Source organism: Stenotrophomonas sp. Ker107b (assembly GCF_053847245.1).
Genome location: NZ_JBSPHX010000002.1, coordinates 654,906 through 673,014, shown reverse-complemented (window position 1 = coordinate 673,014; position 18,109 = coordinate 654,906). Strand labels below are relative to the sequence as shown.

The 18,109-nt window shown below is 67.2% G+C and carries 19 protein-coding genes; 11 read left to right on the top strand and 8 right to left on the bottom strand.

Features of this window, described 5'->3' with window-relative positions; genetic code table 11:
* Window positions 1-9 precede the first annotated feature (9 nt).
* Together ACWV8V_RS12910 and ACWV8V_RS12905 are read right to left on the bottom strand one after the other, a co-directional pair.
* Entirely contained in the window at window positions 10-2,460 is a 2,451-nt protein-coding gene (locus ACWV8V_RS12910; RefSeq protein ID WP_346467670.1) for a DUF3772 domain-containing protein, read from the bottom strand.
* Between the two features lie 82 nt (window positions 2,461-2,542).
* Window positions 2,543-2,791 carry a hypothetical protein gene (locus tag ACWV8V_RS12905; RefSeq protein ID WP_121040674.1) on the bottom strand — a complete coding sequence of 83 codons (249 nt, stop codon included), beginning with the start codon at window positions 2,789-2,791 and terminating at the stop codon, window positions 2,543-2,545.
* Between the two features lie 182 nt (window positions 2,792-2,973).
* On the opposite strand from ACWV8V_RS12905, the gene ACWV8V_RS12900 reads away from it, so the two are divergent.
* The 3 genes from ACWV8V_RS12900 (at window position 2,974) to ACWV8V_RS12890 (ending at window position 5,301) form a co-directional block, all read left to right on the top strand.
* The gene (locus tag ACWV8V_RS12900; protein WP_259258804.1) at window positions 2,974-3,468 is read left to right on the top strand and encodes a lipocalin family protein; all 495 of its coding nucleotides are present in this window, start codon (window positions 2,974-2,976) and stop codon (window positions 3,466-3,468) included.
* Between the two features lie 7 nt (window positions 3,469-3,475).
* Complete coding sequence (locus tag ACWV8V_RS12895) at window positions 3,476-4,687, top strand: NAD(P)/FAD-dependent oxidoreductase (protein WP_455899899.1); 1,212 nt, start codon at window positions 3,476-3,478, stop codon at window positions 4,685-4,687.
* A gap of 98 nt (window positions 4,688-4,785) precedes the next feature.
* Window positions 4,786-5,301, top strand: coding sequence for a hypothetical protein (locus tag ACWV8V_RS12890; RefSeq protein WP_123729934.1), 516 nt, complete (start codon window positions 4,786-4,788; stop codon window positions 5,299-5,301).
* 82 nt (window positions 5,302-5,383) lie between these two features.
* On the opposite strand, the gene ACWV8V_RS12885 is transcribed toward ACWV8V_RS12890, so the two are convergent.
* Window positions 5,384-5,818, bottom strand: a complete 435-nt coding sequence (locus ACWV8V_RS12885) for a PepSY domain-containing protein (RefSeq protein ID WP_259258801.1) — start codon at window positions 5,816-5,818, stop codon at window positions 5,384-5,386.
* Between the two features lie 141 nt (window positions 5,819-5,959).
* Here ACWV8V_RS12885 and ACWV8V_RS12880 point away from each other — a divergent pair, with 141 nt between their 5' ends.
* Genes ACWV8V_RS12880 through ACWV8V_RS12870 form a run of 3 tightly spaced genes read left to right on the top strand, consistent with a single transcriptional unit; the run spans window position 5,960 to window position 8,243 of the window.
* Entirely contained in the window at window positions 5,960-6,259 is a 300-nt protein-coding gene (locus ACWV8V_RS12880) for a PepSY domain-containing protein (RefSeq protein WP_123729932.1), read from the top strand.
* On the top strand, window positions 6,259-6,921 hold the full coding sequence (locus ACWV8V_RS12875; protein WP_455899898.1) for a response regulator transcription factor: 663 nt from the start codon (window positions 6,259-6,261) through the stop codon (window positions 6,919-6,921). The genes ACWV8V_RS12880 and ACWV8V_RS12875 overlap by 1 nt, the downstream gene beginning before the upstream one ends.
* A complete protein-coding gene (locus tag ACWV8V_RS12870; RefSeq protein ID WP_259258798.1) occupies window positions 6,918-8,243 on the top strand; it encodes a sensor histidine kinase in 1,326 nt (441 codons plus the stop codon). Before ACWV8V_RS12875 ends, ACWV8V_RS12870 begins: the two co-directional genes overlap by 4 nt.
* Window positions 8,244-8,282: 39 nt before the next feature.
* Here ACWV8V_RS12870 and ACWV8V_RS12865 read toward each other — a convergent pair whose 3' ends face one another.
* Together ACWV8V_RS12865 and speA are read right to left on the bottom strand one after the other, a co-directional pair.
* The gene (locus tag ACWV8V_RS12865) at window positions 8,283-8,606 is read right to left on the bottom strand and encodes a DUF6122 family protein (RefSeq protein WP_121040688.1); all 324 of its coding nucleotides are present in this window, start codon (window positions 8,604-8,606) and stop codon (window positions 8,283-8,285) included.
* 94 nt (window positions 8,607-8,700) lie between these two features.
* Window positions 8,701-10,590: an arginine decarboxylase gene (speA, locus tag ACWV8V_RS12860; protein ID WP_259262072.1), complete on the bottom strand. Its 1,890-nt coding sequence runs from the start codon at window positions 10,588-10,590 to the stop codon at window positions 8,701-8,703.
* Between the two features lie 192 nt (window positions 10,591-10,782).
* On the opposite strand from speA, the gene speE reads away from it, so the two are divergent.
* Window positions 10,783-11,637 carry a polyamine aminopropyltransferase gene (gene speE, locus ACWV8V_RS12855; RefSeq protein WP_455899897.1) on the top strand — a complete coding sequence of 285 codons (855 nt, stop codon included), beginning with the start codon at window positions 10,783-10,785 and terminating at the stop codon, window positions 11,635-11,637.
* 238 nt (window positions 11,638-11,875) lie between these two features.
* On the opposite strand, the gene ACWV8V_RS12850 is transcribed toward speE, so the two are convergent.
* Window positions 11,876-12,781 carry an aspartyl/asparaginyl beta-hydroxylase domain-containing protein gene (locus tag ACWV8V_RS12850; protein ID WP_176987925.1) on the bottom strand — a complete coding sequence of 302 codons (906 nt, stop codon included), beginning with the start codon at window positions 12,779-12,781 and terminating at the stop codon, window positions 11,876-11,878.
* Between the two features lie 217 nt (window positions 12,782-12,998).
* On the opposite strand from ACWV8V_RS12850, the gene ACWV8V_RS12845 reads away from it, so the two are divergent.
* Window positions 12,999-13,955 carry an alpha/beta hydrolase gene (locus ACWV8V_RS12845; protein ID WP_455899896.1) on the top strand — a complete coding sequence of 319 codons (957 nt, stop codon included), beginning with the start codon at window positions 12,999-13,001 and terminating at the stop codon, window positions 13,953-13,955.
* Between the two features lie 200 nt (window positions 13,956-14,155).
* A complete protein-coding gene (locus ACWV8V_RS12840; RefSeq protein ID WP_455899895.1) occupies window positions 14,156-14,809 on the top strand; it encodes an RIO1 family regulatory kinase/ATPase domain-containing protein in 654 nt (217 codons plus the stop codon).
* Between the two features lie 31 nt (window positions 14,810-14,840).
* Here ACWV8V_RS12840 and ACWV8V_RS12835 read toward each other — a convergent pair whose 3' ends face one another.
* Window positions 14,841-15,179, bottom strand: coding sequence for a P-II family nitrogen regulator (locus ACWV8V_RS12835; protein WP_123729924.1), 339 nt, complete (start codon window positions 15,177-15,179; stop codon window positions 14,841-14,843).
* Window positions 15,180-15,305: 126 nt separating this feature from the next.
* Here ACWV8V_RS12835 and ubiK point away from each other — a divergent pair, with 126 nt between their 5' ends.
* A complete protein-coding gene (gene ubiK / locus ACWV8V_RS12830; protein ID WP_259262068.1) occupies window positions 15,306-15,566 on the top strand; it encodes a ubiquinone biosynthesis accessory factor UbiK in 261 nt (86 codons plus the stop codon).
* Window positions 15,567-15,589: 23 nt separating this feature from the next.
* Here the strand turns inward: ubiK and yidA are convergent, their stop codons facing one another.
* Window positions 15,590-16,429, bottom strand: coding sequence for a sugar-phosphatase (yidA, locus tag ACWV8V_RS12825; protein ID WP_455899894.1), 840 nt, complete (start codon window positions 16,427-16,429; stop codon window positions 15,590-15,592).
* A gap of 158 nt (window positions 16,430-16,587) precedes the next feature.
* On the opposite strand from yidA, the gene ACWV8V_RS12820 reads away from it, so the two are divergent.
* Complete coding sequence (locus ACWV8V_RS12820) at window positions 16,588-18,090, top strand: YifB family Mg chelatase-like AAA ATPase (protein ID WP_455899893.1); 1,503 nt, start codon at window positions 16,588-16,590, stop codon at window positions 18,088-18,090.
* Window positions 18,091-18,109 lie beyond the last annotated feature (19 nt).

Below are 18,109 nucleotides of genomic sequence, written 5' to 3'. Positions count from 1 at the left end.
CCGGCCTGCTTACGCGTCCGGGGCCGGCGTCGCCGCCGGATCCCGCACAAGATGGATATCCGTCGGCGAGGACAGCGCGATCCCGGCCTCGGCAAACGTCTGCAGCACCGTGAAATACAGCTCGCTGCGCGCGCCGTACACCGCACGCGGGCCTGACACGTAGGCGAAGCTGTTGATCGCGATCTGCCCATTGGCGATCGAGTCAATGAACACCGACGGTGCCGGGTCGCTCAGCACGCCCGGGTGATCGGTGTAGGCATCCAGCAGAATCTGCCGCAATGCGGCCACGTCCGTGTTCAACGGTACCGAGAACTGGATCTGGATCCGGCCCTGCGCGTTGCCCATCGTCATGTTGCGGATGGTCTTGGTGATCAGCTCGGAATTGGGCACGATCAAGGTGGACTTGTCGCCGACCTGGATCTCGGTCGAGCGCACGCTGATCCGCTTGATGTCGCCTTCCTGGTCCCCCAGCTTGACCCAGTCACCGATCTTGACCGGCCGCTCGGCCAGCAGGATCAGGCCCGAGACGAAGTTCTGGGTGATCGCCTGCAGACCGAAACCGATACCCACCGACAGCGCGCTGACCACCAGTGCCAGCTTCTCCAGGCCGATGCCCAGCGCGGTGACACCCCACAGCACCGCGGCGATGATGCCGAGATAACGGGTAACGGTGCTGATCGAGTTGCGCGCACCGGCATCCAGCTCGGTCTTGGGCAGATAGGTGTCGCTCAGCCAGCGCTGGAAGGTCTGCATCACCGCCCACACCACCAGGAACACCAGCACCGCATACAGCACGCTGCTCGGCCGGAGCGTGGTCTCACCGATCTTCAGACCGCCGGACAACGAGTCCAGCCCGCCCAGGAAAGCGTTGAGGTTGCCGAACGGCGCGGCCAGCATCAGCACGCCCAGCACGATCACCCCGACCCGCAGCACCGCCGAGAGCAGCACGCCGGCCTGCTCCACCCGCGACTCGCTGAGCCCGGTGGTCAACACGATGGTCTGCCCGGCACGGCTGCTGGGCGCGAGCACCCAGGTGGCAAGGTCATCGGCAAACTTGAGCAGCAGCGAGACCGCCATGAACACCACCGCGACCCAGACCAGCTGCTGGGCCACGAACAGCGCGAAGTTGAGATACCCCAGCAGTGTGGCGATCACCGCTGCAGCCACGGCGATGTGGCCGACCAGACGCGCCAGCACGATCCAGCCACTGCGGCGAGGCGCCCCCCTTACCTTGCCATCACCACCGGCGCGGGGATCGGCCCGTGCTTCGGCTTCGGCGGCTTCGGCTGCCTGACGGTTGTGCATGCGCGCCAGCGAGGTCAGGATCGCGATGATCAGCCCCAGGTAGGTCAGCGCCATCAACCCATCGGCGGCCACCGTGGTCACCTCGCTGGTGCGGGCTGCACGGTCGAGGGCAACCAGCATGATGCTCAGCCAGGTCAGGCCGGCCGCGCCCCACGCGTACTTGCGCAGCCGCAACGCCGCACTGTCATCCAGCGGCAGCAGCCGCCACGACGGGCGCTTGGGTACCAGCAGACAGGCGCTGAGCGCAGCGATGAAGGCCGCCACGAAGGTGGCCACCTCGAACGTCTCGGCCACCTGTTGCAGGCGCGGCGGAATCGCGCCGATCGCATCCAGCGACTCCACCAAGGCCACCGCCGCCAGGCCCGGCAACAGCGTGCCGACCAGCAGCAGCCACACCGCCAGGCCAGAGCGGCGCAGGCGTCCATCGGGTGCACGCTCGGAGGCGGCAAAGCGGCGCCCCAGCGCGCGCAGCCACAGCCGCAACGGGAAGAACATCACCAGTGCGACCGCCAGCCCGATCAAGGGCGCGTTCCAGCCATGCTTGGCAATGGCCTTGCGGGCCGCGTCTTCGCCCAGCCGATAAAGAATGGCCAGGCGGTGCACATCGTCCGGCACATCCTTGGCGAAGCTGCGCCACAGCGCAGGCGACAGCGGTGAGGCGACCTTGCGGCTCAGCTGTTCGCTGAACTGGGTGACCCGCATCTTCTCGATGCGCTCGCCGAGCTGTTTGGCATCCACTGAGAGCAGCTTGGCGCGGGCGATCTGCGCGGTGATGTCGGCCTTCTGCTGGTTCAGCGCCTTGCGCTGCCGGCTCACTTCCGGCGGCTCGACGGTGCCCTCGGCGACCTGGCCAAGCTGCTCAAGCCGCGCATCCACCTGCTGAAGCTGCGGGTCGAGGGCGCTCTGCAGGCCGTCGGCATCGCGCTGGACGGCCAGGGCGCGGTCGGACAGCGCCTTCAGGGTTTCAGTGGTGCCCGCATCCTCCAGCGCATCACTGGTGGCGCGCAGCGCTTTTTCGGCCTGGACCAGTTGTTTGGCCGGATCCGGGGGCGGATCCGTGGCCTGCCCGAGAGCGACCGGCGCGGCGCCGAGACAGGTCAACAACAGCAGCCAGCCCAGCGACCGCACCACAAACGAAGAATGACGAAGCGACACGCCAGCACCAACGGTTCGCGCGGACCACCGCGCCTGCCCGCGACTATAAACCGGGCCCCGTTCAGAACAGGTATGCGGGCACTCAGTACTTCAGGCGGAGCTCTTCAACCTGCGGCTGCAGGCGGGCGTACCAGTCCTGGAACTCTTCCTCGGTGATCTCCTCGGGCGCGTAGACCGCGATCTCATCCCAGGCGTGATCGGTCGGCAACGGCTGCCGCGGCCCGGCGCGCAGGGTGTAGGTCACGCCCTCGTGGTCGAGCACATCGTCGGCGGTCTCGCGCTGCTGGCGGGCAACGCCGGTTTCGCTCTTGAGCAGAATCACCTGGTACATCCGCATCTCCATCGCTGTTGAAAGAAGCGCTCATGGCGCTCCGGCCCAGCATAGCGCTGCGACCGCAAGCGGGACATGACGCGACCACAACGGACTGTCTCGACGCCGCACTCGCCCCGGCTTCACCCGGCCGTGGCAGCGGCCCCGGCATCGTGGGATCGCACTCTCACCAGCGTTCACCCATGACCACACAGCCCGACCTGAAAACCGTTCCCGACCTCAAGCTGCCGCGTTACCTGGGCACCTGGTACGAGATCGCCCGCCTGCCGATGAAGCATGAGCCGGAAGGCTGCACGGATGTGTCCGCGCATTACAGCCTCAAGGACAACGGCCACGTTGCCGTGGTCAACCGCTGCCGCATGGGCAACGAGATCGAGGAAGCCGACGGCGAAGCCTGCCCCGTGGACAACGACACCGCGCGGCTGGAGGTCAGCTTCCTGCCCAAGGGCCTGCGCTGGCTGCCTTTCACCAAGGGCGACTACTGGGTGATCCAGATCGCACCGGATTACAGCGTCTCGCTGGTCGGCAGCCCGGACCGCAAGTTCCTCTGGCTGCTCTCGCGCACGCCCACGCTGGACCGCACCACGCAGGAGCACTATCTGGCCCAGGCGCGCCTGCAGGGCTTCGACCTGACCGACCTGATCCAGACCCCGCACACCGGCCACCCCACCGCCTGAGGCTGCCATGGATCTGAAGAGCGGGTATCCGTTCTGGGCCGTGCGCAACGGCCTGATGCATGCCTTCCCACCGCTGGAGAAGGATCTCAACTGCGAGGTGCTGGTGGTCGGCGGCGGCATCAGTGGCGCGCTGATTGCGGACGAGCTGTGCGCGCACGGCCATGATGTAGCGCTGATCGAACAGCGCGACATCGGCTGGGGCAGCACCGCGGCCAGCACCGCGCTGCTGCAGTACGAGATCGACACCCATCTCATTGATCTTGCCCAGCGCTACGGCGAAGACGCGGCGGTGCTGGCCTATCAGGCCTGTGCCGAGGCGATCCCGGCCATCTGCAAGGTGGCCGCGCCGTTCCGCGATGTGGACTGCCACCGCATGGCCAGCCTGTACTACGCCAGCAAGCGCGGGCACCAGGCGGTACTGGCCGAAGAGTGCGCACTGCGTGCCAAGCACGGCTTCGATGTGCGCTGGCTGGACAGCGAGGCGGTCCAGGCCGAGTACGGCATCCGCGCACCCGGCGCGATCCTCAGCGCGCTCGCCGCACGCATCGACCCCTACCGGCTCACCTACCGGCTGCTGATGCGGCTGCACACGCGTGGCTGCGGCGTCTACGACCGCACCGTGCTCGATACGCTCACCCCGACCCCGCGCGGCGTGACCGCCACCACCCTGGGCGGCGCCCGCATCCGTGCCCGCCATGTGGTGCTGGCCACCGGCTATGCCGGGCAGCGCTGGTTGAAGCCCTCGGTGGCCCGCAACCGCAGCAGCTACGCCTTCATCACCGATCCGATCCATCCGGACCTGCTCGGCCCCCTGCGCGAGACCATGGCATGGGAATCGGCGCGGCCGTATCTGTACCTGCGCAGCACCGGCGACCACCGGCTGCTGATCGGCGGCGAGGACGATGCCATCGATCTCCCGGCCCGGCGCGACCGGCGGGTGGAGAGCAAGACCGTCACGCTGCTCAAGAAGGCCACCCAACTGTTCCCGCACCTGCCGCTGCAGCCGGCCTTCTCCTGGGGCGGCACCTTTGCCGAGACCCACGATGGCCTGCCGTTCTTCGGCCCGCACCCGCAATGGGGGCCTCGGGTGCTGTTCGCGATGGCCTACGGCGGCAACGGGATCACCTACTCCATGATCGGGGCCGGGCTGCTGCGCGCGGGCATCGAGCGGCGCCGGCATCCGCTGGCAGAGCTGTTCGGATTCGGCCGGTTGCGCTGAGTTCCCCTTGCAACCCACGCCATGACAGGCATCATTCAAACTATGCCTGCTAGCGTCAGCGCTGTCGGCCGTCCCGCCTGTCTGCTCCGGAGCCTCTCATGATCCGCCTGCTTCCCCTGCTGCTGTGCCTGTCCCTGCCCGGTGTGGCGCTGGCCCAGTCTGCGGCAGGCGCCACCGGCCCGCAGTCCTCGACCGGGCTGGATCTGAGCATTCCCGATGCGCCCATGCAGTACTTGAGCGATCAGTCCCTGCGCGGCGATCCGCCGGGCACGTTCTACGGCGATCGTACCGGCCGGCGTTCAACCGATCGTGCGGCCAACGGCATCGCCCACGTGACCGACGACAAGCTGCGGGTCAACGGCAGCCTGACCACCGGCATCGGCTACTCGGAGAATTTCGGCAATACCCACTACAACGCCGCCGAACTCAACCTGAGCAAGAACTACACCAATGACGAAGGCAACACCCGCAACGTCAACATCAACATCCGGGTGAGCGAAGGCAAGGGCCCTGGCTTCTACGGCCCCTATGGTGCGTACGGCTATGACGGCTTCGACGGTTACGGTGGCTACGGCCGCGGCCCGGGCTACTGGGATTACCCCTCGCGCTGGTAAGCGCGGCATCCCTCACGCGGACATGCGGACGGCCGGGGAAACCCGGCCGTTCGTGCATCCAGCGCGCGGTGGCGCGCTGGAATCAATCCCACCAGCCATCACGCTTGCTGGCGAGCACGCGGCCGTCGTGGCCACTCATGCGCACTTCCACGCGCTGGTTGCGGGCGTTGCGCGCATCCAGGGTCCAGGTCGCGCCATCGCGCTCGATCGACTCGATCTGCGTCAACCCGGCCTTGCCCGCCAGCGCCAGGATCTGCCCGGCGTCCAGCACGGCGCGGCCATCGCGCGGATCGAAGATCTCGCCCTTGGTGTCATCGATGATCACTTCATCGACCGTGCCGTCCTTGCGGGTCACGTCCGCTTCCCACACGCCATCGTCGTGCTCGAGCTCATGCACCTGGGTGTAGCCGGCCGCGCTCAGCTTGGCCTGGACCTGGGCGGCCGACAGGTTGGCGGCAAAGGCCGGAGTGGCGAACAGCGCAGCGGCCAGGGCGGTAGCGGCAATCATCGTCTTCATGGGAATCCTTGAGGGGGCACCGGTCCATTCCGGCACCGCCAGTCTGGCCACCGCCCCTAACCGGACCATGAGGGCGACTGTTAGATACTGTTTAGACAGCCCCGGTATACCGGTGCCCTGCCCTTTGCCCTGCGTGCCCGCATGTCTGCCCTGTCCCTGATGCTGCCCCTGCTGCTGACCCTCGCCCCGCAGGACCCGATGCGGGTCCTCGACGGTGGCAGCCGTCAGCAGGACAGCGTTCGCCAGGCGGTGCGCCAGGGTCGCTTCGTGCCGCTGGAGCAGGTGGTCGCCGACGCGCTGCGTCGCTACCCCGGCAAGCTGATCGAGGTGGAACTGGATGACGGGAAATACGAGATCGAGATCCTTGGCCCGGATGGCGTGGTGATGGAGTTGGATTACGATGCCGCCACCGGCCGCCTGCTGAAGATGGAAAAAGACTGATGCGCGTGCTGCTCGCCGAAGATGACGCCCTGCTCGCCAGCCGATTGCAGACGCTGCTGGAAGAGGCCGGCTATGTGGTCATCCACAGTGCGGAGGGCCGGGATGCCGAGTACCAGGGGCAGATCGAGGACATCGCCGCGGCCGTGGTCGATCTGGGCCTGCCGGGCCTGGACGGGCTGAGCGTGATCGAACGCTGGCGCCAGGCCGGGCGCGACTTCCCGGTGCTGGTGCTGACCGCCCGCGCCCGCTGGCACGACAAGCTGGCCGGCTTCGATGCCGGCGCCGACGACTACCTGACCAAACCCTTCCAGCCCGAAGAACTGCTGCTGCGCCTGCGCGCCCTGATCCGCCGCAGCGCCGGCCACGCGCATCCGCGCCTGCAGTGCGGTCCACTGGTGCTGGACGTCAACGCCGGCCGCTTCGAGCTGGACGGCGCGCCGCTGTCACTCAGCGCGCAGGAGCACCGCATCCTCAGCTACTTCATGCATCACCCCGATACCGTGTTGAGCCGCTCGCGGCTGGGCGAGAACGTCTACGAGGACGGCTTCGATCCAGACTCCAACACGCTCGATGTACTGATCGGCCGCATCCGCCGCAAGCTCGGCAGCGAGCTGATCCACACGCACCGCGGCCAGGGCTTCCGCCTGTCGGCAACGCCATGACCACCGGCTCGCTGCGCACCCGCCTGCTGGTGGCCGGTGGCCTGGGCCTGGTGCTGGTGTCGGCCTTGGCGACCTGGTGGCTGGGCGCGATGTTCGAGCGTTCAGCGCGGACCGCGATGGATGAGCGCCTGGGCAACGATCTGATCGCGGTACTGGCACTGGCCGAAAGCGATGCCAACGGCCAGCTGCAGTGGCGCGACACGCTGGCTGACGAGCGCTACCGCCGCGTGTTCTCCGGCGACTACTGGCAGGTGCTGGACCAACAAGGCCGCGCGCTCGGACAATCGCGCTCGCTGTGGGATGACGCGCTGGCCGCACCCACCGCGCTGCAGCCGGGACCGGCCAAGGCCTTCGATGCTCCCGGTCCGCTGCAGCAATCCCTGCGCGTGCTGGCCCAGCAGGTCACCCTGCCCCGCGCTGCCGCGCCGGTGATCGTGATGGTCGCCACCGACCGCAGCCCGCTGGATGCCCAGGTCGCCAGTTTCCGGCAGCGCACCGCGCTCGCACTGGCCGTGCTCATCGCCGTGTGGTTCGGCGTACTGGTGACCCAGGTGCATTACGGCCTGCGGCCGCTGGCCGAACTGGGCCGCATTGCCGGGCAGGTCCGCAACGGCGAGAACGTGCGCTTCCCGCAGCAGGGCCTGGTGAAAGAAGTCGCGCCGCTGGCCGTCCAGCTCAACGCGCTGCTCGACCATCATCAGCGCATGGTGGTACGCGCACGCCGCAGCGCCGAAGACCTCGCGCACGCGCTGAAGACACCGCTCACCGTGCTCACCACCGAAGCCGAGGGCGACGGCAGCGACTGGCGCCAGACCCTGCGCAGCGAGACCGCGCGCATGCAGGCCAGCATCGATCGTTACCTCGCTGCAGGCCTGGGCGCCGACAGCCAGCAGCGCACGCCGGTGGCGCCGGTGGTGAGCGCGCTGTGCGGGCTGATGCAGCGCGTGCATGCCGCGCGCGGGCTGCGTTTTACGTGCGACAGCGACACCGCTGGGGTGTTCGCCGGCGCGCGCGAGGATCTGGAAGAGATGCTGGGCAACCTGCTCGACAATGCGGGCAAGTGGGCCAGTCACGCAGTGCGCGTGGAGGTGGCACCACGGGAGGGTCAGCTGCGCATCACGGTGAGTGATGACGGTCCTGGGCTTCCTGCGGAGCAGCTGCAGCGCGTGCTGGAACGCGGCGTGCGGCTGGATGAGCGCGCGGCCGGGAGTGGGCTGGGATTGTCGATCGTGGCGGACATCGCCGAGAGCTATGGTGGGACGCTGGTGCTGGCCAACGCCGCGCCAGGATTGGAGGCGACGGTAACGCTGCCGGCGGGGTAAACCGGCTGCCGCTGCACGTCATCCACGCATGGTGTGGGCCTACCTGCCAGCGTGCATCCACCAGCAATCAATGGCATCCAGCACGATGTGGATGATCAGACCGATGCCGAACAGGCGCGTCTTCTTCGGTACACACAGCCCCGCATACACCGCGATCGCCGGTGCGGTGTGCAGCGGATGGAAACCGATGCTGCAGCGGTTCGGGGCGTAGATCGGGTCGGCCAGCAGGTGGTCCAGATCGATGATCCAGCCCAGCAGCATCAGCACCCAGGCGGACATGAAACGCTTGCGCCAGAACATCCACGCCAGCACCGCCGGTACGGCCGCATGCAGGAACAGATGAAAGATCGCGCGGGCGCTCATGCCGGTGTCGGGTGCCTTGGAAAGACCGCCGGGCAATGCCCGGCGTTATGGACAGCCAGGTGAGGCCCGAAGGCCGTCACCCGTCGCCACTGGCTTACGCCAGCGGTTCGTCGGACAGGTACGTGTAGCCGGTCAGACCAGCTTCCAGTGCCTCGGACAGTTCCTGCGCGCGCTCGGGCGAGAGCTTCGCCGCCGCCACGCGCTCGGCGTAGCTGGCGCGCAGATCGGCCAAGCTGTAGCCCACGTAGTCCAGCATCACATCGGTGGTATCACCGCGGCGCTGCTGAGTGATCGCGTAGCCATCGGCATCGGCCAGCACTTCCACCGCGTCGGTGTCGCCGAACAGGTTGTGGATGTCGCCCAGGATTTCCTGGTACGCACCGACCATGAAGAACGCGATGCGGTAGCTCTCACCGGACTTCAGCGCATGCAGCGGCAGCGACGTGTCCAGGCTTTCGTTCTCGACATAGGTTTTCACCATGCCGTCCGAATCGCAGGTCATGTCGGCGATGATGCCGCGGCGCTCGGGCTGCTCGTTCAGGCGCTCGATCGGCACGATCGGGAACACCTGGTCGATCGCCCAAGCATCCGGAATCGATTCGAACACGCTGAAGTTGACGAAGTACTTGTCGACCAGGCGCTCGTTCAACTCGTCCAGCGCCGGGCGATGGCTCTTCTCGTCATAGCTCAGGCGGGCACGCACGGCATGGGCGATGGCGTAGAACAGGTCGTCGATGCGGGCGCGCTGCGGCAGGTCGATCTGGCCCAGCGCGTAGCTGGACAGGCCTTCGGCATGGAAGTGCTGCGCTTCCTGGAACAGCTCCACCGCCGGGCGCTCGTCGAGCTCGGCGTGGATCTCGCGCAGGTGGCGGATCGCCGCCGGCTCGTCGTCGTGCTGGTCCGGCACGCGGCCTTCCTGCGCCTCTTCCACCTCGGAGACATTGGCGATCAGCACCGCGTGGTGCGCGGTCATCGCGCGGCCACACTCGGTGACGATCCGCGGCGGGGTCAGACCATGCTCTTCGCAGGCATTGGCCAGCGGCTGCACGATGTTGCTGGCGTAGGAGTTCAGGCCGTAATTGATCGAGCAGAAGCTGCGCGAGCGGGTGCCTTCGTAATCCACACCCAGGCCACCGCCGACGTCCACGTGGGTGATCTTCGCGCCCAGGCGCGAGAGCTCCACAAAGTAGCGGGTGGCTTCGCGCATGCCATTGGCGATGTCGCGCACGTTGGAGATCTGCGAGCCCATGTGGAAATGCAGCAGGCTCAGGCAGTCGGCGTACTCGGTATCGCGCAGCGACTTCCACAGATCCAGCAGCTGGCGCGGCGAGAGACCGAACTTGGCCTTGTCGCCACCGCTGTTCTGCCACTTGCCCGCGCCCAGCGAGGCCAGGCGCATGCGCACGCCCAGACCCGGCTTCACGTCCAGCGCCTTGGATTCCTCCAGCACCAGCTTCAGCTCGGAGGGCTTCTCGATCACGATGAAGGTCTGCAGGCCCAGCTTGCGGCCGATCAGGGCCAGGCGGATGTATTCGCGGTCCTTGTAGCCGTTGCAGACGATCAGGCCACCCGGGCGCGACAGCGCCAGCACCGCCATCAGCTCGGGCTTGCTGCCCGCTTCCAGGCCGAAGCCCTCGCCGTGATGACTGGCGAGCGTGCCGGCCACGCCACGGTGCTGGTTGACCTTGATCGGGTACACGGCGGTGTAGCCGCCCGGGTAGTCCCAGTCGGCCTGCGCCTGCGCGAACGCGGCCTGCAGCTTGCCCAGGCGCTGGCCCAGGATGTCCGGGAAGCGCACCAGCAGCGGCAGCTTGGCGCCGGCCTCGCGGGCAGCGTCCACGATCTTGGGCAAGGACACCACCGGGCCGTCCTGGCCAGTCGGTCTCACCACCATGTGTCCTGCCTGATCCACGTCGAAGTAACCATCCGCCCAATGCGGAATCGAGTAGGTCTTGCGGGCTTGGTCGAGGGACCAATCGGTCATTTCAGTGGGCCTGGTTGGTAAAAAAGGGGGTGCATGATAACGCCTATGTGGCGACAGCTCCGTTATCATGCGCGCCCGCGCCCGTGCTCAGGCTTGAAACCTGAACGGGCCAACCCGTCCGGACGTGGCTTGCGCCACGCGGCACCGCCGCCAGCCCGGCTCCAACACCCTTCCGAACAGGACTGCTGCTCCATGACTGACAACAACAACTGGTACATCGAACACTTCGAGCGCACCGGCTCGGCCATCGGCTACCGCCTGACCGGCAAGCTGGATGAAGTGCAGTCGCCGTTCCAGAAGATCGAGATCTTCGCGACCACCGACTGGGGCAACCTGATGACCATCGACGGCGCCATCATGTTGACCAGCAAGGACAACTTCTTCTATCACGAGATGATCAGCCACCCGGTGCTGTTCACCCATGCCGCGCCCAAGCGCGTGGTGATCATCGGCGGCGGCGACTGCGGCACCCTGCGCGAAGTGCTCAAGCACGAAGGCGTGGAGAGCGTGACCCAGTGCGACATCGACGAGCAGGTCACCGTGATGGCCCGCAAGCATTTCCCGGAACTGTGCGATTCCAACGACGATCCGCGCGCCGAGCTGATGTTCGACGACGGCGTGGCCTACATGGCCAACTGCCCGGCCGGCAGCGTGGACGTGGTGATCGTGGACTCGACCGATCCGGTCGGCCCGGGCGAAGGCCTGTTCAACAAGGCGTTCTACGAAAGCTGCTTCAAGGCCCTGAAGGATGACGGCATCCTGGTGCAGCAGTCCGAATCGCCGCTGATGCAGCTGGACCTGATCAACGAAATGCGCGGCGAGATGGGCAAGGCCGGCTTCGGCTCGTTCAAGACCCTGCCGTTCCCGCAGCCGTGCTACCCGACCGGCTGGTGGAGCGTGACCCTGGCCCGCAAGGGCGAGAGCAGCTTCGATTTCCGCCAGGCCGATTCGGCTGGCAAGTCGTTCGATACGCTGTACTACACCGCCGCGCTGCACACCGGTGTGCTGGTGACCCCGCCGTTCGTGGCGGCAGCCCTTAAGGGCTGAAGCGCCGTATCAACGTGCTGCGTTGCTACCCCAGCGTTTGCCCTGCAACCCCTGGGGCCCCGGCTTACCAGCACCCACATCCCCCGCGCCTGTCGGCGCGCCCCCCTTGACTCAAGGGGGGGCTTTTGGCCGGATGGAATGCCAGTCAATGTCTCCAAAAAAAACCCGCGCTGGCAACAGCGCGGGTTTTCTTTGTTCCGGTAGTGCCGGCCGCTGGCCGGCACCCTGACGCCCGGGCTCAGATCGCCCAGATCCCGGCGATCACCGCCACCACCAGGCCCCATTTGATCACCTGGTAGGCGACCACGCTGCGCTCGCGCAGGGCCTTGGCCTTCAGGCGCACCTTGTAGACGCTGCCGAAGGCCTTGTTGACGCCACCGGTCGGGTCACCCGGCAGGTTCGGCGAAGCACCACCGGCCAGCAGCGTGGAGGCCACCGCGCGGTTGAACAGGCCCGGCAGGCCAAAGCGAAGCGGGCGGGCGATGTCGCAGAACAGGATCACGCGGTCGTCCGGCGTCTCGTTGTGCGCGTGGTGGATGTAGGTCTCATCGAACATCATCCACTCGCCATCGCGCCAGCTCTTCCGGATGCCGTCCACCTCGATGTAGCAGGCGTCATCGTTCGGCGTGGCCAGGCCCAGGTGCAGACGCAGCGAGCCGGCGAAGGGATCGCGGTGCGGGCGCAGTTCGCTGCCCGAGGGCAGCTGGGCGAACATCGCCGCACGCACGTCCGGCAGCGATTCCAGCAGCGCGGTGGTCTTCGGGCACAGCGCCTTGGCCGACGGGTGCGAGGGGCCGTACCACTTCAGGTAGAAGCGCTTCCAGCCGCGGCGGAAGAACGAGTTGAAGCCGGCATCGTTGAAGGTGCTGGAGGCGGCGATCTTGTCGGCATCGCGCAGGGCCAGCGCTTCGTCGCGGATCATCTGCCAGTTCTGGCGCAGCGGCTCGAGCTGCGGAAATTCCTTGCCCGGATCCAGAAACGGCGTGGTCGGCACCTTCGAAAACGCGTACATGATCACATTGATCGGGGCCATGAAGCTGGAGTGGTCCAGCAACTGGCGCGACCAGCGTGCACGCACTTTGCCGCGGTAATGGATGTACAGCACGCAGGCAATGAACAGCCCTGCCAGCACGATCTTGATCATCAGTCTTCCTCCGGCATGGCCGGACCCGAAATAGTGGGGGCGATGCACGGCAGGCACCGGCATCGATACGGCGGCAATGGGCGGGGACGTGCCGGGGTGGGGCGGCCGCCAATGTCGCGAGCAACAGCGTATGGTCGGCAGCGCCCGCGTCGCGGTCAAGCGCGGGCTGGGCGGCATTCAGCGCGGCTTGGCTGAACGGACCGCCTAGACTGTCCCGATGCACGGTCCTGCCGCCCCCGATCCCTATCCCGCACTCAGCCAAGCCTACCAACGGTTTTTCGACCCGGTGGCCGGTGCTGTGCCGCCACGTCCGGAGCGCAGTGAAGGTCCCCTCGGCGGGCTGCAATTGGACCGCCATGGCCCGGCCGATGCCGCGCTGAGCGTGGTGCTGGTGCATGGCGCCGGCGGTTACGGGCGCATGTTTGCGCCACTGGCACAACGCCTGGCGGTGGCCGGCCATGAGGTATTGGCCCCCGATCTGCCGGGCTACGGGCTCAGCCCCGCGCCCTGGTCACAGGTGGACTACGCGGCATGGAAGCGCACCCTGCTGGCGCTCATCGAGGCCGAATACGCACAGCGCGCGCGCCCCTTCGTCCTGCTCGGTGCCAGCATCGGCGGCTACCTGGCCTATCTGGTCGCCGCCGAATCGCCTTGGGTGCGCGGTCTGGTGGCCACCACCCTGGCCGACCCGCGCGATCCCGACGTGCAGGCTGCACTGGTGCGGCAGCCCTGGATGCGTCGGCTGCTGCCTGCCCTGCGCCCGGTGAGCCGGCTGACCCGCGGCCTGCGCGTGCCGGTGCGCTGGTTCACCCACATGGAGCGGATGTCACGCGATCCCGCGCTGTCGGCGCTGGTTTGCCGCGATCCGCTGGGCGGCGGCAACCGGGTACCGCTGGGCCTGCTCGCGTCCTTGTTCGACACCCCGCCAGCCGTGGAGCCCGAGCAGTTCACCCGCTGCCCGGTGTTGATGGTCCATCCCGCGTGCGACGCGTGGACGCCGGTGCAGATCAGCGATCCCTTCTTCGAGCGGCTGGCCGCGCCGCGCCAGCGGGTGCTGCTGGAAGCATGCGGTCACTTCCCGATCGAACCGCCTGGCCTGGACCAGTTGCGCGACGCACTCCTGCCGTTCCTTCAACGCATTGCTCAATCGCCCGCTCTCCAAGCAACTGATTGAAAAAGAAATTATTCCAAACGATACAAGATTGTCCGCTTCAGCGTGACGAACTGTTCCACGCTGGGCGACGACATTTCTCCGACATCATCTGGATTCGTGTACTGGCGAGTACTAAAATTAACGAAATCTTTAGTTCCCCACAGTAAGCAGCACCGGTACGCCTGACGCATTGCGCCGACCGCCGGGTCGCACAGACCCCTATGAACACAATTGTTGCCCCGTGTGTCGATGACACCGTCCCCGCCGAGCTGCTCAAGCGCGGTGAACGCCTCCTGGAACCCGACGTCTACCGCACCTGCCTCAATGGTCAGCCCGCGGTGGTCAAGGATTACACCCGGTATCGCGGCACCCCGCTGTCGCCGATCGCCCGCCATCTGGTCCGCCGCGAGGCGCGCATCCTGCAGCGCCTGAGCGGCTGGAAGCACGCCCCGGCCCTGCTCGGCACCATCGGTGGCCTCGCGCTGGGCATGGAGTTCATTCCCGGCCAGACCCTGAGCGCGGCCCAGTCGGTCGGCGTGGAGGTGTTCGAGCAGCTGCAGTACGCGCTCACCCGCCTGCATGCCGCCGGCATCACCCACAACGATCTGCATGGCACCAACGTGATGGTCAGCGGTGGCGTACCGGTGCTGGTGGACTTCACCTCGGCCTGGCGCAGCCCGCGCTGGCTGCCGGTGCACCCCGTCTCACGCCAGCTGCGCCGCAGCGACATGAAGAACCTGCTGAAGATGCGCCAGCGCCTGACCGGCGAGCGTCCCAGCCCCTCCGAGGCGGCCCAGGTGGCCGACCCGCGCTGGGTGGCCGGCGTGCGCGTGGCCTGGAAGCGCTTCTACCGCTGGTTCAAGGGCCACGCCTGATCGAGGGTGCCACCGGGAAAGCCGGCGCGCGTTACAGCGCGTCGGCGTCCAGCTCACCGGTGCGGATGCGCACCACGGTGCCCAGGTCGTACACGAAGACTTTGCCGTCGCCAATCTTGCCGGTGCCGGCGGCTTTGACGATGGCTTCCACCACCTCCTCGACCTGATTGTCGACGACGGCCACTTCGATCTTCACTTTGGGCAGGAAATCGACCACATACTCCGCCCCGCGGTAGAGCTCGGTGTGGCCTTTCTGCCGCCCGAAGCCCTTGACCTCGGTGACCGTGATCCCGGTGACGCCGCGCTCGGCCAGCGCTTCGCGCACGTCGTCGAGCTTGAACGGCTTGACCACCGCCATGACCATCTTCATCCGTCTGCACTCCTGTGTTCCAGGCTGCGAGGATAACGCCTGTCCGCCGGTGAACGCGATGCGCGCGGTCCGTGCCGCCGGCAGCGTGGCGGCTTATCCTTGGCGTATACCCCGCGGAGCCGCAGCATGATCGACCTCAACCACCTCGATGACCTCGCCCGCCGCCTGAGCGACATGGTCCCACCGGGCCTGCGCCAGTCGCGCGAAGAACTGCAGGCCACCTTCAAGACCGCGCTGCAGGCCGGGCTGGGCAAGCTGGACCTGGTGACCCGCGAGGAGTTCGACGTGCAGCGTGCCGTGCTGCTGCGGACCCGCGAGAAGCTGGAGGCGCTGGAGAAGGTGGTGGCCGAGCTGGAAGCGCGTGGGGCGGCTGCGCATCGCGAATAAGTCAGGCCCGGACGGCGCGTTTCTTACACGTCCTGCAGCACGAACCGCTCGATCGCCAGCGCCACGCCATCTTCGGCGTTGGTCGCCGTCTCGAAGCGCGCCGTCTGCTTCACCGCCGGAATCGCGTTGCCCATGGCGACACTGGTGCCGGCGAACTGCAGCATGGTCAGGTCGTTCTCCTGATCGCCGACCGCCATCACGTTGGCGCGGTCCACGCCCAGATGCGCGGCCAGCTTCTCCAGGCTCGGGCCCTTGCCGGCGCGGTGATCGAACACTTCCAGGAAAAACGGCGCGCTCTTGAGCACTGCGAAGCGGTCGGTCAGCTCCGACGGCAGGCGCTGGATGGCGGCATCCAGCACGTCCGGCTCATCGATCATCATCAGTTTGATGAACTGCATGGCCGGGTCCATGTCCGCCACCCGGCGATACGACAGCGGCACGTTCGACAGGTGCGAATCGGCCACGGTGTAGTGGCTGATGTCCTGGTTGGGCGTGTACATGCGCCGGCCATCGAGCGCCTGGAAGTGGATGCCCAGCTCGCGTGAGATACGCTCGCAGAAAACGAAATCCTCGAAGCTCAGTGGAAATTCGATGACGTGCTGGCCGCTGCCGATGTTCTGCACCACCGCGCCATTGCAGGCGATGCAGTAGTCCTGCTCGCCCTCGATCCCCAACTGCTGCAGGAACGGCGCCATCCCCGACACCGGGCGGCCGCTGGCCAGCACTACCTGCACGCCCTGCGCGCGGGCGCGGGCGATGGCCTGCATCACCCGGGGCGTGAGCGTGTGCGCGGGATCGAGCAGGGTCCCGTCCATATCGATGGCGACCAGTTCGATCGGGCCGGAGCGGTGGTGCATATCCATGGTGTTCGACGGCGTGGTGCGTGGGGGCATCCAGTCTAGCGGCAGTGCCGTATACGGGGAGGTGCTTGCCTACCCCATGGCGCGGCAAGCGCCTATGGGCTGGGTTCTCCATGTGCTGCCATTGTGCTCGGCATGCCGCAGACCCCGGAAACAACCGCATGAGCCTTGCGCTGGTGCACAGCCGTGCCCGTGCCGGTGTCAAAGCGCCCGCCGTGCGGATCGAGGTATTCCTGTCCGGCGGGTTGCCGCATACCCAGATCGTCGGGCTGCCGGCTGCCGCTGTACGGGAATCGCGTGACCGCGTGCGTGCCGCGTTGATCTGCGCGCGGTTCGAGTTTCCGCAGCGGCGCATCACCATCAACCTGGCCCCGGCCGATCTGCCCAAGGAGGGCGGGCGATTCGATCTGGCCATCGCACTTGGCATTCTCGCCGCCAGCGGTCAGATCGATGCGCGGTCCCTGGACCAGTACGAGTTCCTCGGCGAACTGGCCCTGACCGGCGAACTGCGCGGTGTCGACGGCGTCCTCCCTGCGGCGATCGCTGCCGCCCGGGACGGCCGCAGCCTCATCGTGGCCGCTGCGAACAGCGAGGAAGCCGCGCTGGCCCAGCACGCCGACGTACGCGTCGCCCGCACCCTGCTGGAGGTCTGCAGCGCCCTTGAAAGCGGCACGCTGCCTCCGGCCGTGGCGGCTGACCCACTGCCGGCCGGCATTCCCGACCTGCGCGACGTGCGCGGCCAGCTGCAGGCGCGCCGCGCGCTGGAGGTCGCGGCGGCCGGCGGGCATCACCTGTTGCTGCTCGGCACGCCCGGCTGCGGCAAGACCCTGCTGGCCTCGCGCCTGCCCGGCATCCTGCCCGCGGCCAGCGAGCTTGAAGCACTGGAAGCGGCCACCATTGCGTCGTGTAGTGGCCAGGGCATTGATGCGGGGCGCTGGCGGCAGCGGCCCTACAGAGCGCCGCACCACACAGCCAGCGCCGTCGCGCTTATCGGGGGCGGCTCACATCCTCGCCCTGGCGAGATCTCCCTGGCGCATAACGGCGTCTTGTTCCTGGATGAACTACCCGAGTGGAGTCGACACGCGCTGGAGGTCATGCGCGAGCCGATTGAATCCGGAGTTGCGGTCGTCAGCCGTGCTGCGCGAACCGAGCGTTTTCCAGCGCGCTTCCAGCTCGTTGCGGCAATGAATCCCTGCCCCTGCGGCTGGGCCGGGGATCGCAGTGGGCGCTGCCTCTGCACCGAGGAGGTCATCCGTCGTTACCGCGGGCGGGTCTCCGGACCGTTGATGGACCGCATCGACCTGCATGTCGAAGTGCCGCGGCTGGACCCGCGCGAGTTGCGTGATGACGCGCCGCTCGGCGAGGACAGCGCGAGTGTTCGTGCCCGTGTGGTGGCCGCGCGGGAGGTGCAGCTGCTGCGCAGTGGCAAAGCCAATGCACAGCTGCTCCCATTTGAGCTGAGCGCGCATTGCCGGTTGTCGCCGGAGGATCAGCAACTGCTGGAGGATGCCGTGGAACGGCTGCAGCTGTCGGCGCGCTCGATGCATCGCATCCTGCGGGTGGCACGGACGTTGGCGGATCTGGGGCATGCGGACGAGATCAAGACCGCACATGTGGCGGAGGCGATCGGGTATCGGCAGTTGGATCGGGGTGGTGGGAGTTAAGCCTTCGGTATTGCCGAAA

Excerpts from the sequence above, each read along its gene's own strand:
- ACWV8V_RS12840 (WP_455899895.1), top strand. The coding sequence starts at position 14,156 with ATGAACACAATTGTTGCCCCGTGTGTCGATGACACCGTCCCCGCCGAG.
- speA (WP_259262072.1), bottom strand. The coding sequence starts at position 10,590 with ATGACCGATTGGTCCCTCGACCAAGCCCGCAAGACCTACTCGATTCCG.
- ACWV8V_RS12865 (WP_121040688.1), bottom strand. The coding sequence starts at position 8,606 with ATGAGCGCCCGCGCGATCTTTCATCTGTTCCTGCATGCGGCCGTACCG.
- ACWV8V_RS12890 (WP_123729934.1), top strand. The coding sequence starts at position 4,786 with ATGATCCGCCTGCTTCCCCTGCTGCTGTGCCTGTCCCTGCCCGGTGTG.
- ACWV8V_RS12870 (WP_259258798.1), top strand. The coding sequence starts at position 6,918 with ATGACCACCGGCTCGCTGCGCACCCGCCTGCTGGTGGCCGGTGGCCTG.
- speE (WP_455899897.1), top strand. The coding sequence starts at position 10,783 with ATGACTGACAACAACAACTGGTACATCGAACACTTCGAGCGCACCGGC.
- ACWV8V_RS12895 (WP_455899899.1), top strand. The coding sequence starts at position 3,476 with ATGGATCTGAAGAGCGGGTATCCGTTCTGGGCCGTGCGCAACGGCCTG.
- ACWV8V_RS12885 (WP_259258801.1), bottom strand. The coding sequence starts at position 5,818 with ATGAAGACGATGATTGCCGCTACCGCCCTGGCCGCTGCGCTGTTCGCC.
- ACWV8V_RS12845 (WP_455899896.1), top strand. The coding sequence starts at position 12,999 with ATGCACGGTCCTGCCGCCCCCGATCCCTATCCCGCACTCAGCCAAGCC.
- ACWV8V_RS12820 (WP_455899893.1), top strand. The coding sequence starts at position 16,588 with ATGAGCCTTGCGCTGGTGCACAGCCGTGCCCGTGCCGGTGTCAAAGCG.
- yidA (WP_455899894.1), bottom strand. The coding sequence starts at position 16,429 with ATGGATATGCACCACCGCTCCGGCCCGATCGAACTGGTCGCCATCGAT.
- ACWV8V_RS12900 (WP_259258804.1), top strand. The coding sequence starts at position 2,974 with ATGACCACACAGCCCGACCTGAAAACCGTTCCCGACCTCAAGCTGCCG.
- ubiK (WP_259262068.1), top strand. The coding sequence starts at position 15,306 with ATGATCGACCTCAACCACCTCGATGACCTCGCCCGCCGCCTGAGCGAC.
- ACWV8V_RS12880 (WP_123729932.1), top strand. The coding sequence starts at position 5,960 with ATGTCTGCCCTGTCCCTGATGCTGCCCCTGCTGCTGACCCTCGCCCCG.
- ACWV8V_RS12850 (WP_176987925.1), bottom strand. The coding sequence starts at position 12,781 with ATGATCAAGATCGTGCTGGCAGGGCTGTTCATTGCCTGCGTGCTGTAC.
- ACWV8V_RS12835 (WP_123729924.1), bottom strand. The coding sequence starts at position 15,179 with ATGAAGATGGTCATGGCGGTGGTCAAGCCGTTCAAGCTCGACGACGTG.
- ACWV8V_RS12905 (WP_121040674.1), bottom strand. The coding sequence starts at position 2,791 with ATGTACCAGGTGATTCTGCTCAAGAGCGAAACCGGCGTTGCCCGCCAG.
- ACWV8V_RS12875 (WP_455899898.1), top strand. The coding sequence starts at position 6,259 with ATGCGCGTGCTGCTCGCCGAAGATGACGCCCTGCTCGCCAGCCGATTG.